Below are 15,794 nucleotides of genomic sequence, written 5' to 3'. Positions count from 1 at the left end.
TAGGGTCTGGAAGTTTCTTCAGACATGCGGGATACCCTTATAAGATGAGTTGCTTGCCGCTGCATCTCCTATGAGCCACCTCCTACTTTATTACCAGCGACCAGAACCAGCTACTTGGGTTTTCCTGGCTACGTTTTTGTTGCTGAGCATCTATTTCGTATTCCATCGCTTTTTCAGCATTCGGAATTTGGATATCGCTCTGCTGGTACTGCTCGCACCAGGCCTGATGATGGTCTACGAAGGTCGGCAGATGCGCGTCACCAACTTTGAAGCGAGCGCATTGGAAACGCTGGCCAGCAGCGAACATGAGCTCGACGAGAAAACCGAAGCGGTCGCAGCACGCCCGGCTCCGAGTTTCACGATCGCCGAGAAACAGGCCAGTTCCACAGAACAGGCGGCCGTTTCCGCAAACGCCGAGCAGCGTCGCCGCACCGCGCACAATTTGGAATTCTACGGCTTTGTGGCACTGCTGATCGCCTGCGCATTGCTCACCCTGCGCATGCTGCTCGACCCCCTATTGGTGCGGCGTCCCCTGCTCGTTCCCAACCTCTCGATCGGTGGATTGAGCTTCATTGGGATTTCGCTGTTCTTGTTCCTGATGTCGAACGTGATTACCAGTTCCCCCCGTGAATTGCGTGTACGCGGCCCCAGCCTTGGCCCCGGCTATGCAATGCTCAACATGGTTCCGGAACTACCCACCACCCCCAGCGAACAGGAATTCGAAGCCAGCCGCGAGGTGGAGGCACCACCATCGACTAAACGCTGGCTCCCCAATCTCGCCCGGACCCTAGCGATCTTCTCGAACATGGCCATCGTGCTGGGCATCATTGGCATCGGCTATTGGCATTTTGATAACGTGCAAACGGGAATTGGCTGTGCGGTGATGTACCTGCTGTTGCCCTATTCGGCGCAGATGACAGGTAACCTGCAACACGCCATGCCAGCCGCCCTCCTCGTGCTAGCCATGCTCGCCTATCGCCAACCCTTGCTGGCAGGGATCCTGCTAGGGGCCGCCTCGGGCTTGGTCTACTACCCCCTATTCCTGCTTCCCCTATGGATCAGCTTTTACTGGCACCGCGGGCTGACGGGACTGCTCGTCGGCGTGTGCACCAGTCTCCTCGTGATGGCTGGACTCCTGCTCCTGCAAGGCTTTGAAAACTTTTTCGACCACTTTCGCGAAATGTTTGGTCTGTGGGTGCCTCGCATGGAGCGACTTGAAGGCATTTGGGGCGCTGGTGGGATTCAGCCGGCATTTCGCTTGCCCGTATTGGTAGGCTTTATCCTCCTGAGCCTCTCGTTCGTGTTCTGGCCGTCGCTGAAGAATTTGGGAACGCTCATGTGCGGCACGGCGGCAGTGATGCTGGCCGCCCAGTTCTGGCACGGCAATGGCGGGGGCCTTTTCATGGCCTGGTTCCTCCCGTTCGTCCTGCTCACCATTTTTCGCCCCAATCTGGACGACCGGATTGCGACCAATATGGTTAAGGGTGGCTGGCTCTCCCTGGCATCCAAGCAACCGAAGCCACGCAGCTAGACGGTGACTCCCCCGCCCAATCGAACGCGGACGTGTAACGGGATGTCGTTTAAGTAGCCGATTCCGTTATGCCGTAAGGCTGCCCCCCTAACTTCCCTGGCGCAGAAACCACTCTCGCTTGCTTACCGGGCTGTTGATTTAATAGCGTCTTGAGTTTTAGCGTGAAGGTAGCGTCCCTAATCGCCCTGTAGTGGCGACCACCTATCCTTGCTGACGCGGCGGGTTACTATTCCGGCAGAGCAAGGACTGGTGACTACCCCAGCCACGCGACTCAAGCAGCCACCTGGACAGCAAGCCAGCAATCGCTTTGCAAAAAGTACGTAGCATCGGCAGGTCCAGATTGCCTGCGTCTAACAAGCGGTCCGCTGTCCGATTTTCGCGCTATACGTGACGTCGACATGATGCGCGCGGGTAGAGCGCACGGCAAGGAATGCCTTCTCGCGGTTCTCGCTGGGTATTGTTCTACGCAAACGCGTCGGCTTGTAGATAGCGCATTACATTGAACTGACTGGCCACCACAAAGACTTGCTCAGCAGATTGCATGGCCGCCATCGACCACTGGCCACTGGTTTGCAACTCTTGCAAGGCCCCGCTCAGCTTTGCGGGTGGGACGGTAGGGGACAATTCCAGAACGTACAAATCCTTCCCAGTTCGCTGAGAATACAGCTTCCAGGCAGTGCACTCTCCCCAAGGACTCGGTAGCTCCAGCGATTGCCCGCCGAGAAGTTGAATGCGATTCGCTTCCAGCTCCAGTTGCGAGAACACGGGCTGCAACCGCTGCATTTCGCGGAGCAGATCTGTGCTCCAGGGGCTGGGCGATTCCAGGAGTCTATCTAGCGTCGCCGAGCACCGCGCGGCCAGCTCCTGTTGAGTGGGGGGACCTGTGGTGGGTAGCACCTGGCTCATCCACAAGCCACCAATTCCAGCCGCGACAGCCAAACTCAACCACACGCGACGCGTCCGGTTCGCAGGCTTCACCAGTTGTGGAACGTTCGCTGCTGCATCCAGCATTGGTGCTGAGGAATGCAGGCCATGCGCCGGAGACACGACGTAGGCCGCTGCATCCGGGGAGCCGCTCGTCATTGGCAGATCGAGGATTTCAGGCATGTCGGAGCACCGCCTGCGTAAACCGGCGCGCAGCCGCTCTTTCAATTGCAGAGGAACCTGCACTTCATGCAAGGCCGCTCGAATTTCTACATCGAGAGGATCGTCGGAATTGCTCGCACGATTGTTCATACTTCACCATCCTTGGGAGATTGAAAAGGCCGCTCCAGCCTCTCGAGTGCCTGTTTTAGATTTTGCTTTGCTCGACTCAAGCGACTCATCACCGTTCCAATCGGAATCGCCAATTTTTGGGCAATTTCAGCATAAGTAAAGTCTTCAAAATAATACATTAACATCACCAACCGATTGTCGTCGGGCAACTGCTCCAGCGCTCTTTGGACCCATTCCTGACGCTCCACTTCGCCACCGACCGAACTGCCATCGATCAGTTCCTCCATCAACTCGGTGTTCGCAACGACTTGCGCAGGGCGTTTACGGCACCACCGCAAAAACTCATTCCGTGCAATTGTCAGCAACCACCCCTTGGCCGCGCGAGGATCTTGGAGTTGGTGGACCCCGCGAAACGCTCGCAAAAAAACCTCCTGAGCAATGTCCTCCGCAGCCGCGGGACACCCCGACAGACGCAGGGCATAGCGGTAAACGGAGTCCGAATGATCATCCAACAGACCTTCCGTACGCTCCAAACGCTGCGTCTCGCTCAGGCCCCCCTCGGTTGTTTCCCCATCGCTTGCCCCAAGTGTGGCCATCTCCTCGATTCCATCCGCCAATTCAAGGACAGCCGGTGCTGGGTCGGCAAACATGGGAGCTCCAGGGATCAACATTTCTGGCCGCGCATGGCCGGACGAAGCTGGATCGGTGCGTTCCAAAGCACCAGGCTGAGGAGGCTCGGACTCCGGACGGTTCAATTCAGGTTTGTTCACATCTCAAGTCCTACAGGAGTTAGACCACTACCGCTAAACCTTTATTCCCAATACCGCTTGCAGTTTTGGTAAAGTAAGCAACTTAAGCGGAAAAAAAGCGAACAAACCGAAGCAGCCCCCCTCCCAATGAGCGGAACGACTAACCAATGCCTACTAACAACAGCCAGGCAAGACCTTTTTCCTATGCTGGAAAGCTCTGCTTCTTGGTGCTCCAGATGGTTGCCGCTTGTGGGCTTGCGCAGGATCCCCCCACCATGACTCATGGTCCAATCCTGGGTCGAGCATCTCATGATAGCATGACAGTTTGGGCGCGAACCTCACTCCCCACCACTTTTGCCGTCCAATACGGTGTCGAGCCGGGAAAATGGACCCACTCAGCAGAGTCCGCCCGCACCTCGCTGAATCATGACTGTACCGGCATTGCAACGCTGACGTCGCTGGAGGCCGATACCGAATACCACTATCAGGTGTACATCGATGGTTCGCCTCAAGGAGGAGTCAATCGTTTTTCGACCCTCCCCGATTCTGCCAAACTAGTCGATCCCCAGCTGAATCCTAGCGGCTTGTTCAATTTCAAGTTCGAGATTGGCTCCTGTGCCAACCAAAACCCCTTGCATGGAATTGGACACGCCCTCCCGCTCTACCAAACCATGAATCGAGAGATCGCCGATGACATTGATTTTGCGATCATGAACGGCGACTGGCTCTATGAAGAGGTACGGGATACGCCGCCGGAAGCCTGGTTGGCCAATCAGCGTCTGACCGCTCAACAAGCTCCCGCAGCCGTCCAAGTGATGCCTTCCATCGTTGGTGTGTGGGAGAATTACAAACTCTACATGTCACGCGGTGTTCCGCTGATGAAGTGGCATCGCCGTATTCCCAGCTATTTCACCTTCGATGACCATGAGCTTGTCAACGATATTTGGGGGGCTGGCTCTGCCGGACGAAGGCATCGAAGAACCGTGTTTCGCGATATCGGAACTCAAGCATGGTACGACTATTTGGGATGGGCCAACCCACGCCAGTTCCAGCCACCGATCCACTTCGGAAACGCACAGTTAACGGCAGGCAGTGACCTGTTGGTGGACCACCAAGCCGACTTCACGCAACTTCCATTGCAAGAGATGGCGAATCTTCATGTGCACTGGGGAACGCCCAACGCAGGCGCCAATGACATGCGTTTTGATGATGACAGTGGCGATGTCAACTCAAAAGTCTATGACATCGTGCGAGTGGTCGATGCCCACACCTTGCAATTGCATACACCGGCGATTGCCGATACCCAATCGGCCTATTCGATTGGCTGCCGAAGCTATGGGAAATTTCGTGTTGCGAATTGTGAGTTCTATCTGCTGGACACTCGTTCTCACCGCGAGATGCACGATACGAAGAACCCGAGCAAGCCTGGCTTGACCATGCTAGGGAAACATCAACGCCAGTGGTTGGAGGAATCGATGCAGGAGAGCGATGCCGATTTCTTCTTTGTCGTATCGAGTGTCCCCATGATGATCCCACACTCCGGCGCCGGTGGGTTCGAGTTCGAAGAGGGAAACAAGGAGGAAGCTTGGGTTGCTTTTCTCGATGAACGAGAAGGGCTAGTCGACTTTTGGGATCAACTCAACAAACCGGTCATGGTGATGACCGGTGACCTTCACAACAGCTTTGCCATCCGAGTTACCGATCGTGTGTGGGAGTTTTGTTGTGGTCCGCACAATTCAGTGAATCACGTCCCGAAACTCGATGAGGACGACCGCCCCATAACGGGATGGTACGATTCAGGGCCAAGACGTTGCGACATTCGGTGGTCGAGCTACATCTTAGAGGACATCCCACGCTTGGACCGCTGTTATCCGTACTACTGCGTCGTCCAAGTCAATAACGTTTTCAACATGCCTCCCAAGTTGGGCGGCACGCGCGCGGTTGCCTACCCCCACCCGCAAGTGATCCTGCAATACTTCGATGGACGCACCGGTGAACTTGCTTATTCGGAGACGATTTCCAAAGACCATGGCTCACGCCCTTAGGCTATCGAATTAACCGCATGCGATCACCGGATCAATAGACTTGATTCGCATTGAGCGGCGGTGCGATGCGCCCCGGCTCAGCGCCCTCACGGATCGAAAACTCTGCCCAGACCGGCATGTGTCGACTAATCTCACTCGCCTGTTCAATGGACAGGTTGTACTTACGCAGGAAATCGAAAGCTCCCGCTCGTCCGGTGAATTCAAGGGTGGCCAGCGCGGGAAAGAAGATGGAATCGAGCATTTGGCTACCGGTAACCTCCGTAGGAATATCACGAATGGCAAAGCGGATGTTTCCATCGTCAAGCAGACGCAGTGCGGCCATTCCTCCACAGAAATCTCCGGTCATGATCCAATCGTCTTCGTTGCGCCCATCGACCTGGATCGCCTGAATCAACCCCGGTAGTATGGCCTGTTCAGCACTGGAGAAATCGGGATCGATGCGGACATTGACCACGGAGAAGGTGAATGCCCGCTCGACGGCCTCCCCCTTGCAGCGAAACCAAGCGACCAGAGGATCAAAATTGATCAAATCATCGGGATCCTCCACGGTGTACAGACGGTATCGATCAGTTTCAACACTGGCGGTATCAAAGATGAACGCATACTGATCATGCGGCGCAACGCGGCCCACTCTCGGTCCAATCAGATAGTCGAAATTACCGCCCGACTGATTCAAGCGTTCCACCACCATCGGCAGAATATCATCGCGCGGGCTCTGCACACCCTGGAGTGCAACGATATCATACTGCCTCAAGATACTGATCAGCGTTTGCATAACATGGGGTTTCGCCAGTTTTGCCGGCCCCAAGGATTCAAGGTTAAAACTCGCCACGCGAATCGACCTTCGGGCCGTCCCCGCCGACGCTTGAAAACTTCCCGACGCATTGGAACTGGCCGAGGAGTCTGCAGAAGCAGCTGTCCCGACTGGCACGCTCGCTGGCGGCGGATTCGTCGATCCAAGATTGGGATTGAAAGCTGTCGACGGCAGCGAGCCATTTGGGGGAGCAGGCGGTAGCCCGCTCCGATGGGGCTGGACATTCACAAAACTAGGAGACACCGCTAGAGGTGTCGAGATCGCCAGATTCCCCGCCGCCCCTCCCACCTGCTGCTGCTCTCTGGAATTCGCTTGCATCTGTTCGGCCAGTAGCGTGAACTTCTCGCCAGCGTTCAGCAATCCCTGCCACGGTTGGTTCTGCGCATTGGAAGAAAAGCTCGCCGAGGGCGAGCCCATCGCTGCAGCGGAAGGCACTGTCTGAACGCCATATTGCGTCGGGTCGAAGGGGCGATTTGCCGCGGATGGATAGGTCGGATTGCCGTAGATATCCAGTGGGGCGGGAGAACTCTGGGAGAGTTGCAGAGGAGAGTTCTGCGATCGAGCCACGAACTTCAGCTGCTCAAGCCCCGCGATTTCATAGTGGTTGAAGGCGTAGGTTAAGGCAGCCACAATGCCGGTGAGAATGGGCCAACGACGTTTGATCGGAAACATAGCATGGATCCTGTGAAGGTCGCTGATTTTAGTTACAGCGAGCTGTCCAGCATTCTCCGATCAAGCCACCATGCTGCAAAGAATGCGAGGCGCAACTGGACTAGGATCCTTCCCAGAAATACGCGGTCTCTAAGAGTTTCGACCACGTTGCGAACTTCGCTCGATGCAATTTCCCTCAAACCATCCACTGCGGTGCACCGCGGTACCAGCTGTGGGGCTCAAAGAAGCTGTCGGGCTCAAGGAAGATGCCCCACTTCGGCAAGGCTTGCTGGCTGTAGGGTAAACCGCATCCTACAGCCTCCCCCGTCCGTCCAACTAGAACTTGACTGGCGAGGTGATCTTCTTGACCGTTTCACGCATGAGTTTGCTAGGTGGCTCCAAACCGGTAAAGAGCTTGTACTGGTAGGCTGCTTGCCGAACGAACATGTCGAGGCCGTTGACCACAAAACATCCCGCCGCGCGCGCATCTTTGATTAGCAGAGTATGCTCCGGATTGTAGACGGTATCGAACACGATCGTTTCGTTTAAGAGCTTGGCTTTGTCATAGGGAGTGCTATCGACATCGGGATGCATTCCAATCGGCGTGCAGTTGACGAGGATGCCGGGTTGTAGGGAATAGCGAGCCTCCCAAGAGATGGCTTTCCCGCCAATATCGCGGGCCAATTTTTTGGCACGCTCTTCGGTTCGGCTAGCAATGGTAACCACCGCGCCACGTTGGCGAAGGCCGTAAGCGATGGCCCGAGCCACCCCTCCGGCACCCATGATCAAAGCGCCTCGTCCCCTGAACAACTCTTCTGGCTGGCCGGGAGGGGCCCCCTTCTTCTGCATGGTATTCTGGGTACTCAGGGCTTCCTGCAAGCAATCCATGGCTGCCCGGTAGTCGGTGTTGTAGCCCGACGCTTCGTTGCCATCGATGGCAACGGTGTTGATGGCCCCAATATTCGTGGTCGCCGACTCCGCCTGCGACATCAATTCAAGCATCGCTTCCTTGTGCGGGATGGTTACGCTCAAGCCGCCGACGCCGGTCTCTTTACACCACTGCAAGAACAGCGGCAATTCGTCCGCAGCAATGCGGAAGGGGAGGTAGCGGTAGTTTAGGTTGTCATGCTTGAAGGCCGCATTATGGATTTGCGGGCTGAGCGAATGGGAGACAGGATCTGCAACGACACCGAACAGCTTGGTATCCGCATCGATCTCCTTCGCTCGATAGACGTCGCGCATCGTATCAAAGGTCACTTGTCCCGGAGCAATCTTGCGCTCTGAGGACATGGTCGTGTAGGTAAAGGGAGATCCATAACGCAATCCCAGCACCCGGGTAATAACTCCCGTGTCGCCCATACACAATCCAATGGTCGGGACCTTGGCCGATTCCACCAAACGCAACATGCGAATGCAATCGGTGAAGGAATTTGCCATGGTGGCAATTTTCACCACGTCGGCATCTAAGTCGGCGAGTCGGCCATGGATCTCTTCCAAATTGTTTGGCGTGAACTCGAAATTATGGAGGCTGACGATGCGTTTGGTGGCTCCATACCGTGGAATACTACCGGCCACGTCCTCTTCCAAATCGACAAAATCGACCCCCGAAGCAATCGCGTTCCGCAAGATCATCAGCCGCTCCTCTTCCGATTTATCCCAGCGTCCCCCATCTTCCTTGCGACGACAGGTCACGACTACCGGACAGGGCCGATTTGCAAGCAGCCGCGTCAAGTCAATATGGCGACCGATGTAGTCCAGTCGCATCTCCACAAGATCCGCCCCTTTTTCGGCCAGGAATTGGTACTCGGCAATCATTGCCTTATGGCGACTTCGACCAATTGTTACACAGAGCATATTGAGCGTGTTTCCAGGAGTTGAAGAGCGAGCGTGTCGCAGGAGGGTGTACGAGCTCGGAGGTAGGTTCAGGACGGGACCGCAACGTTCCAATTAAGGAATCGACGCAGCAGTTCAATTCCAGGTTCGGTTAAAAAGCTTTCGGGGTGAAATTGCCAACCTTCAATGGGGTGGACTCGGTGGCGAACCCCCATAATTTGACGATTTCCCTGGCTGTCGTCTACCCACGCAGTCAACTCCAGTTCAGACGGCAGACTGCTGGGCTCAATCACTAAGGAATGGTAGCGGGTAGCGACGAAAGGATTGGGCAATCCCTCAAAAAAGCCGCGATTGTCATGGTGAATTCGATCGGTTTTGCCATGCATCAACTCCGGCGCCCTGACCACTTTTCCCCCCAAAGCTTCGCCGATCGATTGATGCCCCAAGCAAACCCCGAGGATTGGAAATTCGCCCGCCAGCTCTTTTACGATGTCGACACTGATCCCAGCATCACAGGGAGAGCAAGGGCCTGGCGATATCAAGATGCGGGCAGGCGCAAGCTGTCGAACCTCGTCGATCGTGAGCTTGTCATTCCGGACGACCTTGATCTCGACCGTAGGGTCGATCTCCCCCATGCGTTGCACGAGGTTGTACGTGAATGAATCGTAGTTATCTAAGACTAAAATCATCCCAAAACTTCCTTAAGTCGAGCGGCAGATACCTATCTACCTCCCAGGGCGCCAGGTCGCGGCAACAACCGCTGTGGGCGAGGTGAAGGAGTTGAATTATGAACTGTCGCTTGCCCGGCGGACACCGCAAAAAACGTGGATTTCGCTTTTTCCGCTCCTAGGGCTTGCAGCCACCCTAAGGGGCCAAACGAATGGGGGATTACGTGCCAGCGGACAACCAGATTCAGGTCTTCCCGAATCGCAAACTCGCTGCGATACGTCTCGTCGAGATTGGCACTCGCTGCATAAACAAGGCCAAATGGGCTACTGCTGCAATTCGATGCGGACGCGATCTTAGCAGGGGAATTGCAACTTCGACCAAATCAAATTAGCCGTCGCGCTACCGCTCACTGCTCCAACAAGCCACGTGTCAAAGGCTCGCGGAATGGCAACCATCACCCAAATTGGAACTGCTGCGTTTGATGCAACCTCGCACACGCCAGCCACCCCACGAACTCACGCGTAGGGAAAAAACGGCAACCGCACGTTCGGCTGTGGCCGGGCTGACGCCCCCCCGTGCCGAAAGGAACTGTCGTGACGACAAGTCCGGTCGGATTGATCGTCGTGCTGCTCTTTAGCCAATCGACACGTTTTTTGGCGAACCTGCCGACGGATACAAAGCACGGGTGTCGATGGTTGGAAGCATCGCCGCTCAGCACAGGAAGCTGGAGCGGACTCCCTAAACGAGAACACCGCCGAGCATTGCTTATGCTTGGCGGTGTTTTTTTACATCGCGTCCGGAAGCCGCAGCCCGTTCACTAGGCATCGCGACTGCTGCGGCGGACTAGCGACCTGAGGAACGCATCATCAGCAGTTGCCCCCCACGCTGAATAATCATGCGGAAGTTGTCTTCGGGATTTTCCAACTCCTCGACAAGCTTCTCTGCGTCGGTGACTTCCCGACCATTGACTTCGATAATGATATCGCCGGGACGAATTCCCAATTCCGCACCTCGCCCCGAACGCTCCATCTCCGTCACCAACACCCCTCCAGTCTCCAGATCCGCCCCCAGGCGATCGGCCTGCTCGACCGTGATCGGTTCCACCGTCATGCCCAGCGATTCAATAGTGGTTTTGCCAGACAATTCGCTCAGCTTCTCTTCGGTCCATTCGCCCACCTCGACTTGTGCATTCTCCAGTTTGCCATCGCGGTAGAACTCAAACTTCAAGTTGGTTTTTGGGCGCGTCATGGCCACCATATTGCGCAATTGCATGAAGGAGGCGATGGGACGTCCATCGACTTTCACCACCACATCCCCTTCTTTCAGGCCACCTCGATCCGCAGGTCCCCCTCGCAACACTCCCGCGATCAACGCTCCCCGCAGAATCCCTTCGGGCAACTTGAGCTCCGCTGCGTTTTTTGCACTCACCTCCCCCAGCTTGGCGGCGATCAAACCACGCACAACGCGTCCGGAAGAGCGCAGGTCCTCCATGATCCTGGATGCCATGGTGGCGGGAATCGCGAAGCCAATCCCAGCGTTGGAGCCGGTGCGTGAATTGATGGCGGTATTGATCCCAACCACCTCCCCGCGGAGATTGACCAAGGGACCGCCTGAATTGCCAGGGTTAATAGCCGCGTCGGTCTGCAAGAAGTCTTCGTAACCGTTTCCCAAAATTCCCGTCTGCCGATTCATGGCAGAGATAATGCCAGCGGTCACCGTTTGATCCAAGCCAAACGGGCTGCCGATTGCTACGACCCAGTCGCCGACTTCAATAACCGAGGAGTCGCCCATCGTAGCTGCGACAAGATCCGTTGCGTCGATTTTCAGGACCGCCACATCACTCAAGTCGTCGGTTCCTACCACCTTGGCAATGTACGACCGGCCATCGCTTAAATCGACTTGCAATTCATCGGCATCTTCGACGACATGGTTGTTGGTCAGGATGTAGCCATCAACCGAGACGATGACCCCTGACCCCATACCCGCTTGGGTTTTCTCGACCTCTTCTTCCGATTCTAGCTCTTCGAGCTGGGGCCCCTGCCTGGGAAAGCGTGGATTGCTGCGTTTCTGGAGCTCTTCGTACAGTTCGTCAGGCAGCATGCCACGCAATTCTGGGGCGAGAAACATGTCACCTAAACCATGGATTCCCCCCCTCGCTCTGCCTGTCGGACGCTCTACCAGAGAAGTGATCGTCACCACACTCGGCCGAAGCTTCTTAGCCACCGCACGAAACGCGTCGGAAAGTCGTTCCGCACCTTGGATTGCCTCTCGATGGCTCGGGTCCGCTAGCACGGGGGCTTGGGCATAAGCAGATTGGCCAGGACCATGCTCTGCCGTCCAGAAATTAGCCATTCCGACGCCCGCTGCTGCCAAAACGACAGCTGCCATTCCTTTTACAAACATATTCTTAATCACCTAGTGTTCCTCCAACAAGAAAAACGCGAGTAACCATGGTCGATGTCCTCATCCCCTAGTGCAAAATCCAGTGCAAATCCCGAACCATCGCCAAGGGGTACAGGGAGATGAGTTGCCAGACCTTTCCGAATCATTCACATTTTTTGAGCCCGAGACTGCACCGCTACAATCGGTGTACCGATGAGGCAGGAGTGCTGGCGACCTTTAGGGGCTTTGGGCAACTTGCGGCCAGAGTGACTTAGGCTAGGTATTGCTGATTGGGCTACTTGACAAACCGAGCTTGTCGCCGACAATCTGAGCCTTCAAACCACATGCGGATGTGGCGGAATTGGCAGACGCGCTAGGTTCAGGTCCTAGTGTCCGATAAGGACGTGGAGGTTCAAATCCTCTCATCCGTACTACGGCAGAAGGCCGCTTGCGAAAGTTGGGGTCGATCCTAATCACCAGGATTTGCTGTGCAACCCCCTAGCCTGCAGGCCTCGGCCCGCGCTCACATGGCCAGGAAAAGAAAGTGTGTCTAAGTAGTCGACTGTTCCCGTAGGCATGCCCTGACCGAATTCCCTGGGAAGGACCCAATTCAGCTTTCCAATCGTGACCCAACTGGGTTTGCAAGCTTTGGCAGCAATACGGTGGTGCCCCGCCCTACTCACCGTTAGTGCGAGTTCAGCGGGAACAAGGTGGACTGAGTCATGTGGCTGCGATGTTTCTTCGGAGTTCTCCTCTGTTGCTTCGGGGCCCTCACTGCCCAAGGTCAAGAGTTGCTTCCAGCGCATGGGAGTTCTTCGGGATCTCGTTTGGTAGTTCCCGATTTGCCCGAACAGGCGGCCCGGGTCTGGACTGATGCCACTGGAAAGTACCAGGTTGCAGGGACTTTGAGTGCAGCGACCAGCGACACAGCGACGCTGGTTAACTCTGAGGGACGCGGAAAACCCGTTCCTCTTGCCAGCTTGAGTGAGCTGGACCAGATCTACGTTCGTCAGCTCATCGCCCCGCGAGTCGATGTCACCTCCCGAGTGATCCTCGGCAGGGTCGTGAAAGTCCTAGACGGCGACACGCTGAGAGTCGCAAATGCTCTGGAATCCGTTGTAACTGTTCGACTCAACGGCATTGATGCTCCTGAAAGCAGTCAAGCCTTCGGGCATGAAGCGGTTGAGAAGCTTCGTGACTTCTGTATGGACAAGATGGTCCGAGTGGAAGTGGGCGAGGTTGATCGCTACGGCCGTTCATTGGCCCAGGTCTATGTAAATGACGCTTGGTTGAATCGCAACATGGTTTCGAGCGGGTTGGCGTGGCACTACGTCGAGTACTCGAAAGACGAGAACCTGCACAAAGCGGAAGCACTGGCGCAAGCCGGGAAACGAGGTATTTGGTCAGAGGCAGAGCGAATAGCCCCTTGGGATTGGCGCAATGGTGTGCGGGCAAAGACCGTAGCGCCCGTAAACGTTGAATCTACTCGAGAGACCGACGTCACTGTCTACCTCACGAAAACAGGAACCCACTACCACTCTTCAGGCTGCAGGCACTTGTCGAAGTCAAAGATTCCTGTGCCCTTGAGTAGGGCGACATCGGCATACACGCCATGCCAGCACTGCTCTCCGCCACGGTAGCAAATGGAAATCGCACTAGGCAAATGATTGCTTGGAGATGGGCTCAATAGAGTTGTTTTTACTTGAAACATAAGTATCATCGAGGGGATGAACATGCCTACACTAGTCAGTCAATCCACCCTTTGCGAATTGGGACGCTTAATCGCTGAGGCTTGCGTACAAGGCGATAACGTTTCGGCTATTGCCGAGCGTGCCGGCGTTAGTCGAACACTGGTGTCGCAATTGCGCAATGGCAGCTGTGTCGGCTCGCCTACCATAGATAAGGTCGTGGCAATCCTGGAGGCGATTGGGGAAAGCATGCAGATCCCCCCTCACTCCTAATCTGAGATCTTGAGCTGCAATGACGCCACCCCTCCCCGCTCCGCAGCTCCCGGCCACTTCTCTCCCTCGGCAAGTTGAGCTGTTTTTACAGCTGCTCATTTGTCTCTCGCTAGCTGCCTTTGCGATTGAGACTCTTCCCGACCTTTCTGCCCAGACTCGCCTATGGTTAGACCGCTTTGAGGTCCTCACTGTGGCAATCTTCTCGGTGGAATACATGTGGCGTTTGGCTATTGCAAGAAACCGGGTTGGATTTGTCACTAGTTTTTTCGGTGTCACGGACCTGCTATCAGTCCTCCCCTTCTACCTGTCGTTGGGAGTCGATCTGAGATCTGTTCGAGCACTGAGACTGCTACGACTATTCAGGTTGCTCAAGCTTGCTCGTTACAGTTCTGCAATTCGTAGGTTCCATGTTGCCTTTCTAATTGCGCGAGAAGAGTTGGTACTATTTTTCTGCGTTACATGCATCTCGTTGTTCTTGGCAGCTGTCGGCATTTATCACTTCGAGAATCCCGCACAGCCGGAAGTGTTTGCATCCATCTTCCATAGTCTTTGGTGGGCTGTCGCCACGCTAACGACCGTTGGGTATGGCGACATTTACCCGATTACCGTGGGTGGCAAGATCTTCACTTTTGTCGTTCTCATAGTCGGCCTGGGTATCGTTTCAGTTCCGGCCGGCCTAGTTGCATCCGCCCTATCGAAAGCGCGAGATTTAGAGCCATAATTGGCATTTCTGAGAAAACAATCCCACCCTATTGACGCAAGTGTTTAAAAGTTTGTACACTCAGCCAATCGCATGAGAGATCATGGGAAGGGGCTTGCGGGTGACAATTAAGCCTCATGCGATCGTCACTCCAAGCTGGGCAGTTTGGCATGGTGGCGACCCGATTGCGCGCGGCTAGTTCGCGTGGGTTCTTATTCGGGCGCCACCTTGCTATTCACGGAGGCAGCAATGCTAGGACTGAGTGAAGCAAGTGGTCGCATTGGCACAGTGCAAACTGAATCGCTTTCCCGAGACTCTCAAGAGTATCGGGACTTTCTTACGGATCTAAAGACGGCCTGGGAAGTTCTCCCAAATCGCGACCGTCGCGAGTTCGTGCAAGATGTACAGATGGCGAGTGGAGTGTCCAAGGACTGCATCATCTGGGCATGGTCCCAAACGGACCTCAACTCGGCAGCATTAGCCGGCATCGTTCAAGAACGTTGGCGCGATGTTCCTACGGAGACGCGTCGCGCGATGCTTCTCCGCCTAATGAGCGAGCAGGATCGATCGAGGGACCGCAAACGCAAGTCTGCCAAGTAATCACAGCTACACGAAGCGGATGTTTCGATCGGCGATCGCGTCTCTCTTGCCGTCGACGTAATTGCCACATTTCTTAGACGGAATCTACACAAAACGGAGTTTTTAGGATGCTTGTAGTATCACGCAAGGTGAATCAATCGGTAGTGATCGGCAACGGCGATATGGGCATTGCCCAGTTGATGGTTGTCGAGATTCGTGGTGATAAAGTGCGGTTGGGATTTCAAGCCCATCCGGCTGTTCCTGTGCATCGATTCGAGGTCCATCGAGCCGTTCAGCGCGAAATGGCACTTCGCGGTGAAAAGTCGTTCGCTCAAGTCGTGTCCTATGTTCCTGAACCGACGCCAGCTCCCACGCTGACGCTGCAGTTCCCATCGTATCAATTGCTGAGTGCTGCTCTATCGAGCGGCGTTGTACAGTTCGAACCATTGAACTCGGTGGAAGGGGCTCAATATGACGCAGCCTAATCCAGACGGATCTCAACGTTGCCGCCATCCTTGGTGGCATGAGGATGATCCAGCGAACAGCGTCGGCTATTGGGTTCCATGGCGCGAACAGGGGGCGTGAAGTGAATCACACTGTGGACGCATCGCTGGTTGGTGAGGCAGAGCACGCGGTGTCGTTGTACGACATGTCATGTGAACGCT

Annotated in this window: 12 protein-coding genes, 1 tRNA gene and 1 pseudogene; 8 read left to right on the top strand and 6 right to left on the bottom strand. The window is 55.4% G+C overall.

Annotation, left to right across the window (positions count from 1 at the left end; all coding sequences use genetic code 11):
- Nucleotides 1–70 precede the first annotated feature (70 nt).
- On the top strand, nucleotides 71–1,531 hold the full coding sequence (locus tag Q31a_RS08090; RefSeq protein ID WP_145076443.1) for a hypothetical protein: 1,461 nt from the start codon (nucleotides 71–73) through the stop codon (nucleotides 1,529–1,531).
- Between the two features lie 462 nt (nucleotides 1,532–1,993).
- On the opposite strand, the gene Q31a_RS08085 is transcribed toward Q31a_RS08090, so the two are convergent.
- The gene (locus Q31a_RS08085) at nucleotides 1,994–2,767 is read right to left on the bottom strand and encodes a hypothetical protein (RefSeq protein ID WP_145076441.1); all 774 of its coding nucleotides are present in this window, start codon (nucleotides 2,765–2,767) and stop codon (nucleotides 1,994–1,996) included.
- Nucleotides 2,764–3,516, bottom strand: coding sequence for an RNA polymerase sigma factor (locus tag Q31a_RS08080; RefSeq protein WP_145076439.1), 753 nt, complete (start codon nucleotides 3,514–3,516; stop codon nucleotides 2,764–2,766). The genes Q31a_RS08085 and Q31a_RS08080 overlap by 4 nt, the downstream gene beginning before the upstream one ends.
- 146 nt (nucleotides 3,517–3,662) lie before the next feature.
- On the opposite strand from Q31a_RS08080, the gene Q31a_RS08075 reads away from it, so the two are divergent.
- Nucleotides 3,663–5,540 (top strand): alkaline phosphatase D family protein, encoded by a 1,878-nt coding sequence (locus Q31a_RS08075; RefSeq protein ID WP_145076437.1) that lies wholly within the window; start codon nucleotides 3,663–3,665, stop codon nucleotides 5,538–5,540.
- Nucleotides 5,541–5,571: 31 nt separating this feature from the next.
- On the opposite strand, the gene Q31a_RS08070 is transcribed toward Q31a_RS08075, so the two are convergent.
- From Q31a_RS08070 to Q31a_RS08055, 4 genes are all read right to left on the bottom strand, one after another.
- Nucleotides 5,572–7,026: an exonuclease/endonuclease/phosphatase family protein gene (locus Q31a_RS08070; protein ID WP_145076435.1), complete on the bottom strand. Its 1,455-nt coding sequence runs from the start codon at nucleotides 7,024–7,026 to the stop codon at nucleotides 5,572–5,574.
- A 315-nt stretch (nucleotides 7,027–7,341) separates the two neighbouring features.
- Nucleotides 7,342–8,859, bottom strand: coding sequence for a shikimate dehydrogenase (aroE, locus tag Q31a_RS08065; protein ID WP_145076433.1), 1,518 nt, complete (start codon nucleotides 8,857–8,859; stop codon nucleotides 7,342–7,344).
- Nucleotides 8,860–8,927: 68 nt separating this feature from the next.
- A complete protein-coding gene (locus Q31a_RS08060; RefSeq protein WP_145076431.1) occupies nucleotides 8,928–9,527 on the bottom strand; it encodes an anthranilate synthase component II in 600 nt (199 codons plus the stop codon).
- A gap of 823 nt (nucleotides 9,528–10,350) precedes the next feature.
- A complete protein-coding gene (locus tag Q31a_RS08055) occupies nucleotides 10,351–11,910 on the bottom strand; it encodes a Do family serine endopeptidase (protein WP_145076429.1) in 1,560 nt (519 codons plus the stop codon).
- Nucleotides 11,911–12,235: 325 nt separating this feature from the next.
- On the opposite strand from Q31a_RS08055, the gene Q31a_RS08050 reads away from it, so the two are divergent.
- From Q31a_RS08050 to Q31a_RS30770, 6 genes and pseudogenes are all read left to right on the top strand, one after another.
- Nucleotides 12,236–12,320 (top strand) — tRNA-Leu (locus Q31a_RS08050).
- A 291-nt stretch (nucleotides 12,321–12,611) separates the two neighbouring features.
- Complete coding sequence (locus tag Q31a_RS08045; protein WP_145076427.1) at nucleotides 12,612–13,529, top strand: thermonuclease family protein; 918 nt, start codon at nucleotides 12,612–12,614, stop codon at nucleotides 13,527–13,529.
- A gap of 93 nt (nucleotides 13,530–13,622) precedes the next feature.
- The gene (locus tag Q31a_RS08040) at nucleotides 13,623–13,850 is read left to right on the top strand and encodes a helix-turn-helix domain-containing protein (RefSeq protein ID WP_197356417.1); all 228 of its coding nucleotides are present in this window, start codon (nucleotides 13,623–13,625) and stop codon (nucleotides 13,848–13,850) included.
- A 19-nt stretch (nucleotides 13,851–13,869) separates the two neighbouring features.
- Entirely contained in the window at nucleotides 13,870–14,571 is a 702-nt protein-coding gene (locus Q31a_RS08035; protein ID WP_145076423.1) for an ion transporter, read from the top strand.
- Nucleotides 14,572–14,799: 228 nt separating this feature from the next.
- Nucleotides 14,800–15,150, top strand: coding sequence for a hypothetical protein (locus Q31a_RS08030; RefSeq protein ID WP_145076421.1), 351 nt, complete (start codon nucleotides 14,800–14,802; stop codon nucleotides 15,148–15,150).
- A gap of 107 nt (nucleotides 15,151–15,257) precedes the next feature.
- Nucleotides 15,258–15,428, top strand: a pseudogene (locus Q31a_RS30770) (carbon storage regulator); the annotation flags it as partial.
- Between the last annotated feature and the right edge of the window lie 366 nt (nucleotides 15,429–15,794).

It is taken from the genome of Aureliella helgolandensis (assembly GCF_007752135.1).
Taxonomy (GTDB): domain Bacteria; phylum Planctomycetota; class Planctomycetia; order Pirellulales; family Pirellulaceae; genus Aureliella; species Aureliella helgolandensis.
Note: the sequence above shows the minus strand (reverse complement) of the source record. Positions and strands in the feature narration are given on the sequence as shown.

What these genes read in the sequence shown, in the direction of transcription:
- Q31a_RS08085 (WP_145076441.1), bottom strand. Translation starts at nt 2,767, where the DNA reads ATGAACAATCGTGCGAGCAATTCCGACGATCCTCTCGATGTAGAAATT.
- Q31a_RS08075 (WP_145076437.1), top strand. Translation starts at nt 3,663, where the DNA reads ATGCCTACTAACAACAGCCAGGCAAGACCTTTTTCCTATGCTGGAAAG.
- Q31a_RS08030 (WP_145076421.1), top strand. Translation starts at nt 14,800, where the DNA reads ATGCTAGGACTGAGTGAAGCAAGTGGTCGCATTGGCACAGTGCAAACT.
- Q31a_RS08070 (WP_145076435.1), bottom strand. Translation starts at nt 7,026, where the DNA reads ATGTTTCCGATCAAACGTCGTTGGCCCATTCTCACCGGCATTGTGGCT.
- Q31a_RS08035 (WP_145076423.1), top strand. Translation starts at nt 13,870, where the DNA reads ATGACGCCACCCCTCCCCGCTCCGCAGCTCCCGGCCACTTCTCTCCCT.
- Q31a_RS08090 (WP_145076443.1), top strand. Translation starts at nt 71, where the DNA reads ATGAGCCACCTCCTACTTTATTACCAGCGACCAGAACCAGCTACTTGG.
- aroE (WP_145076433.1), bottom strand. Translation starts at nt 8,859, where the DNA reads ATGCTCTGTGTAACAATTGGTCGAAGTCGCCATAAGGCAATGATTGCC.
- Q31a_RS08055 (WP_145076429.1), bottom strand. Translation starts at nt 11,910, where the DNA reads ATGTTTGTAAAAGGAATGGCAGCTGTCGTTTTGGCAGCAGCGGGCGTC.
- Q31a_RS08060 (WP_145076431.1), bottom strand. Translation starts at nt 9,527, where the DNA reads ATGATTTTAGTCTTAGATAACTACGATTCATTCACGTACAACCTCGTG.
- Q31a_RS08040 (WP_197356417.1), top strand. Translation starts at nt 13,623, where the DNA reads ATGCCTACACTAGTCAGTCAATCCACCCTTTGCGAATTGGGACGCTTA.
- Q31a_RS08045 (WP_145076427.1), top strand. Translation starts at nt 12,612, where the DNA reads ATGTGGCTGCGATGTTTCTTCGGAGTTCTCCTCTGTTGCTTCGGGGCC.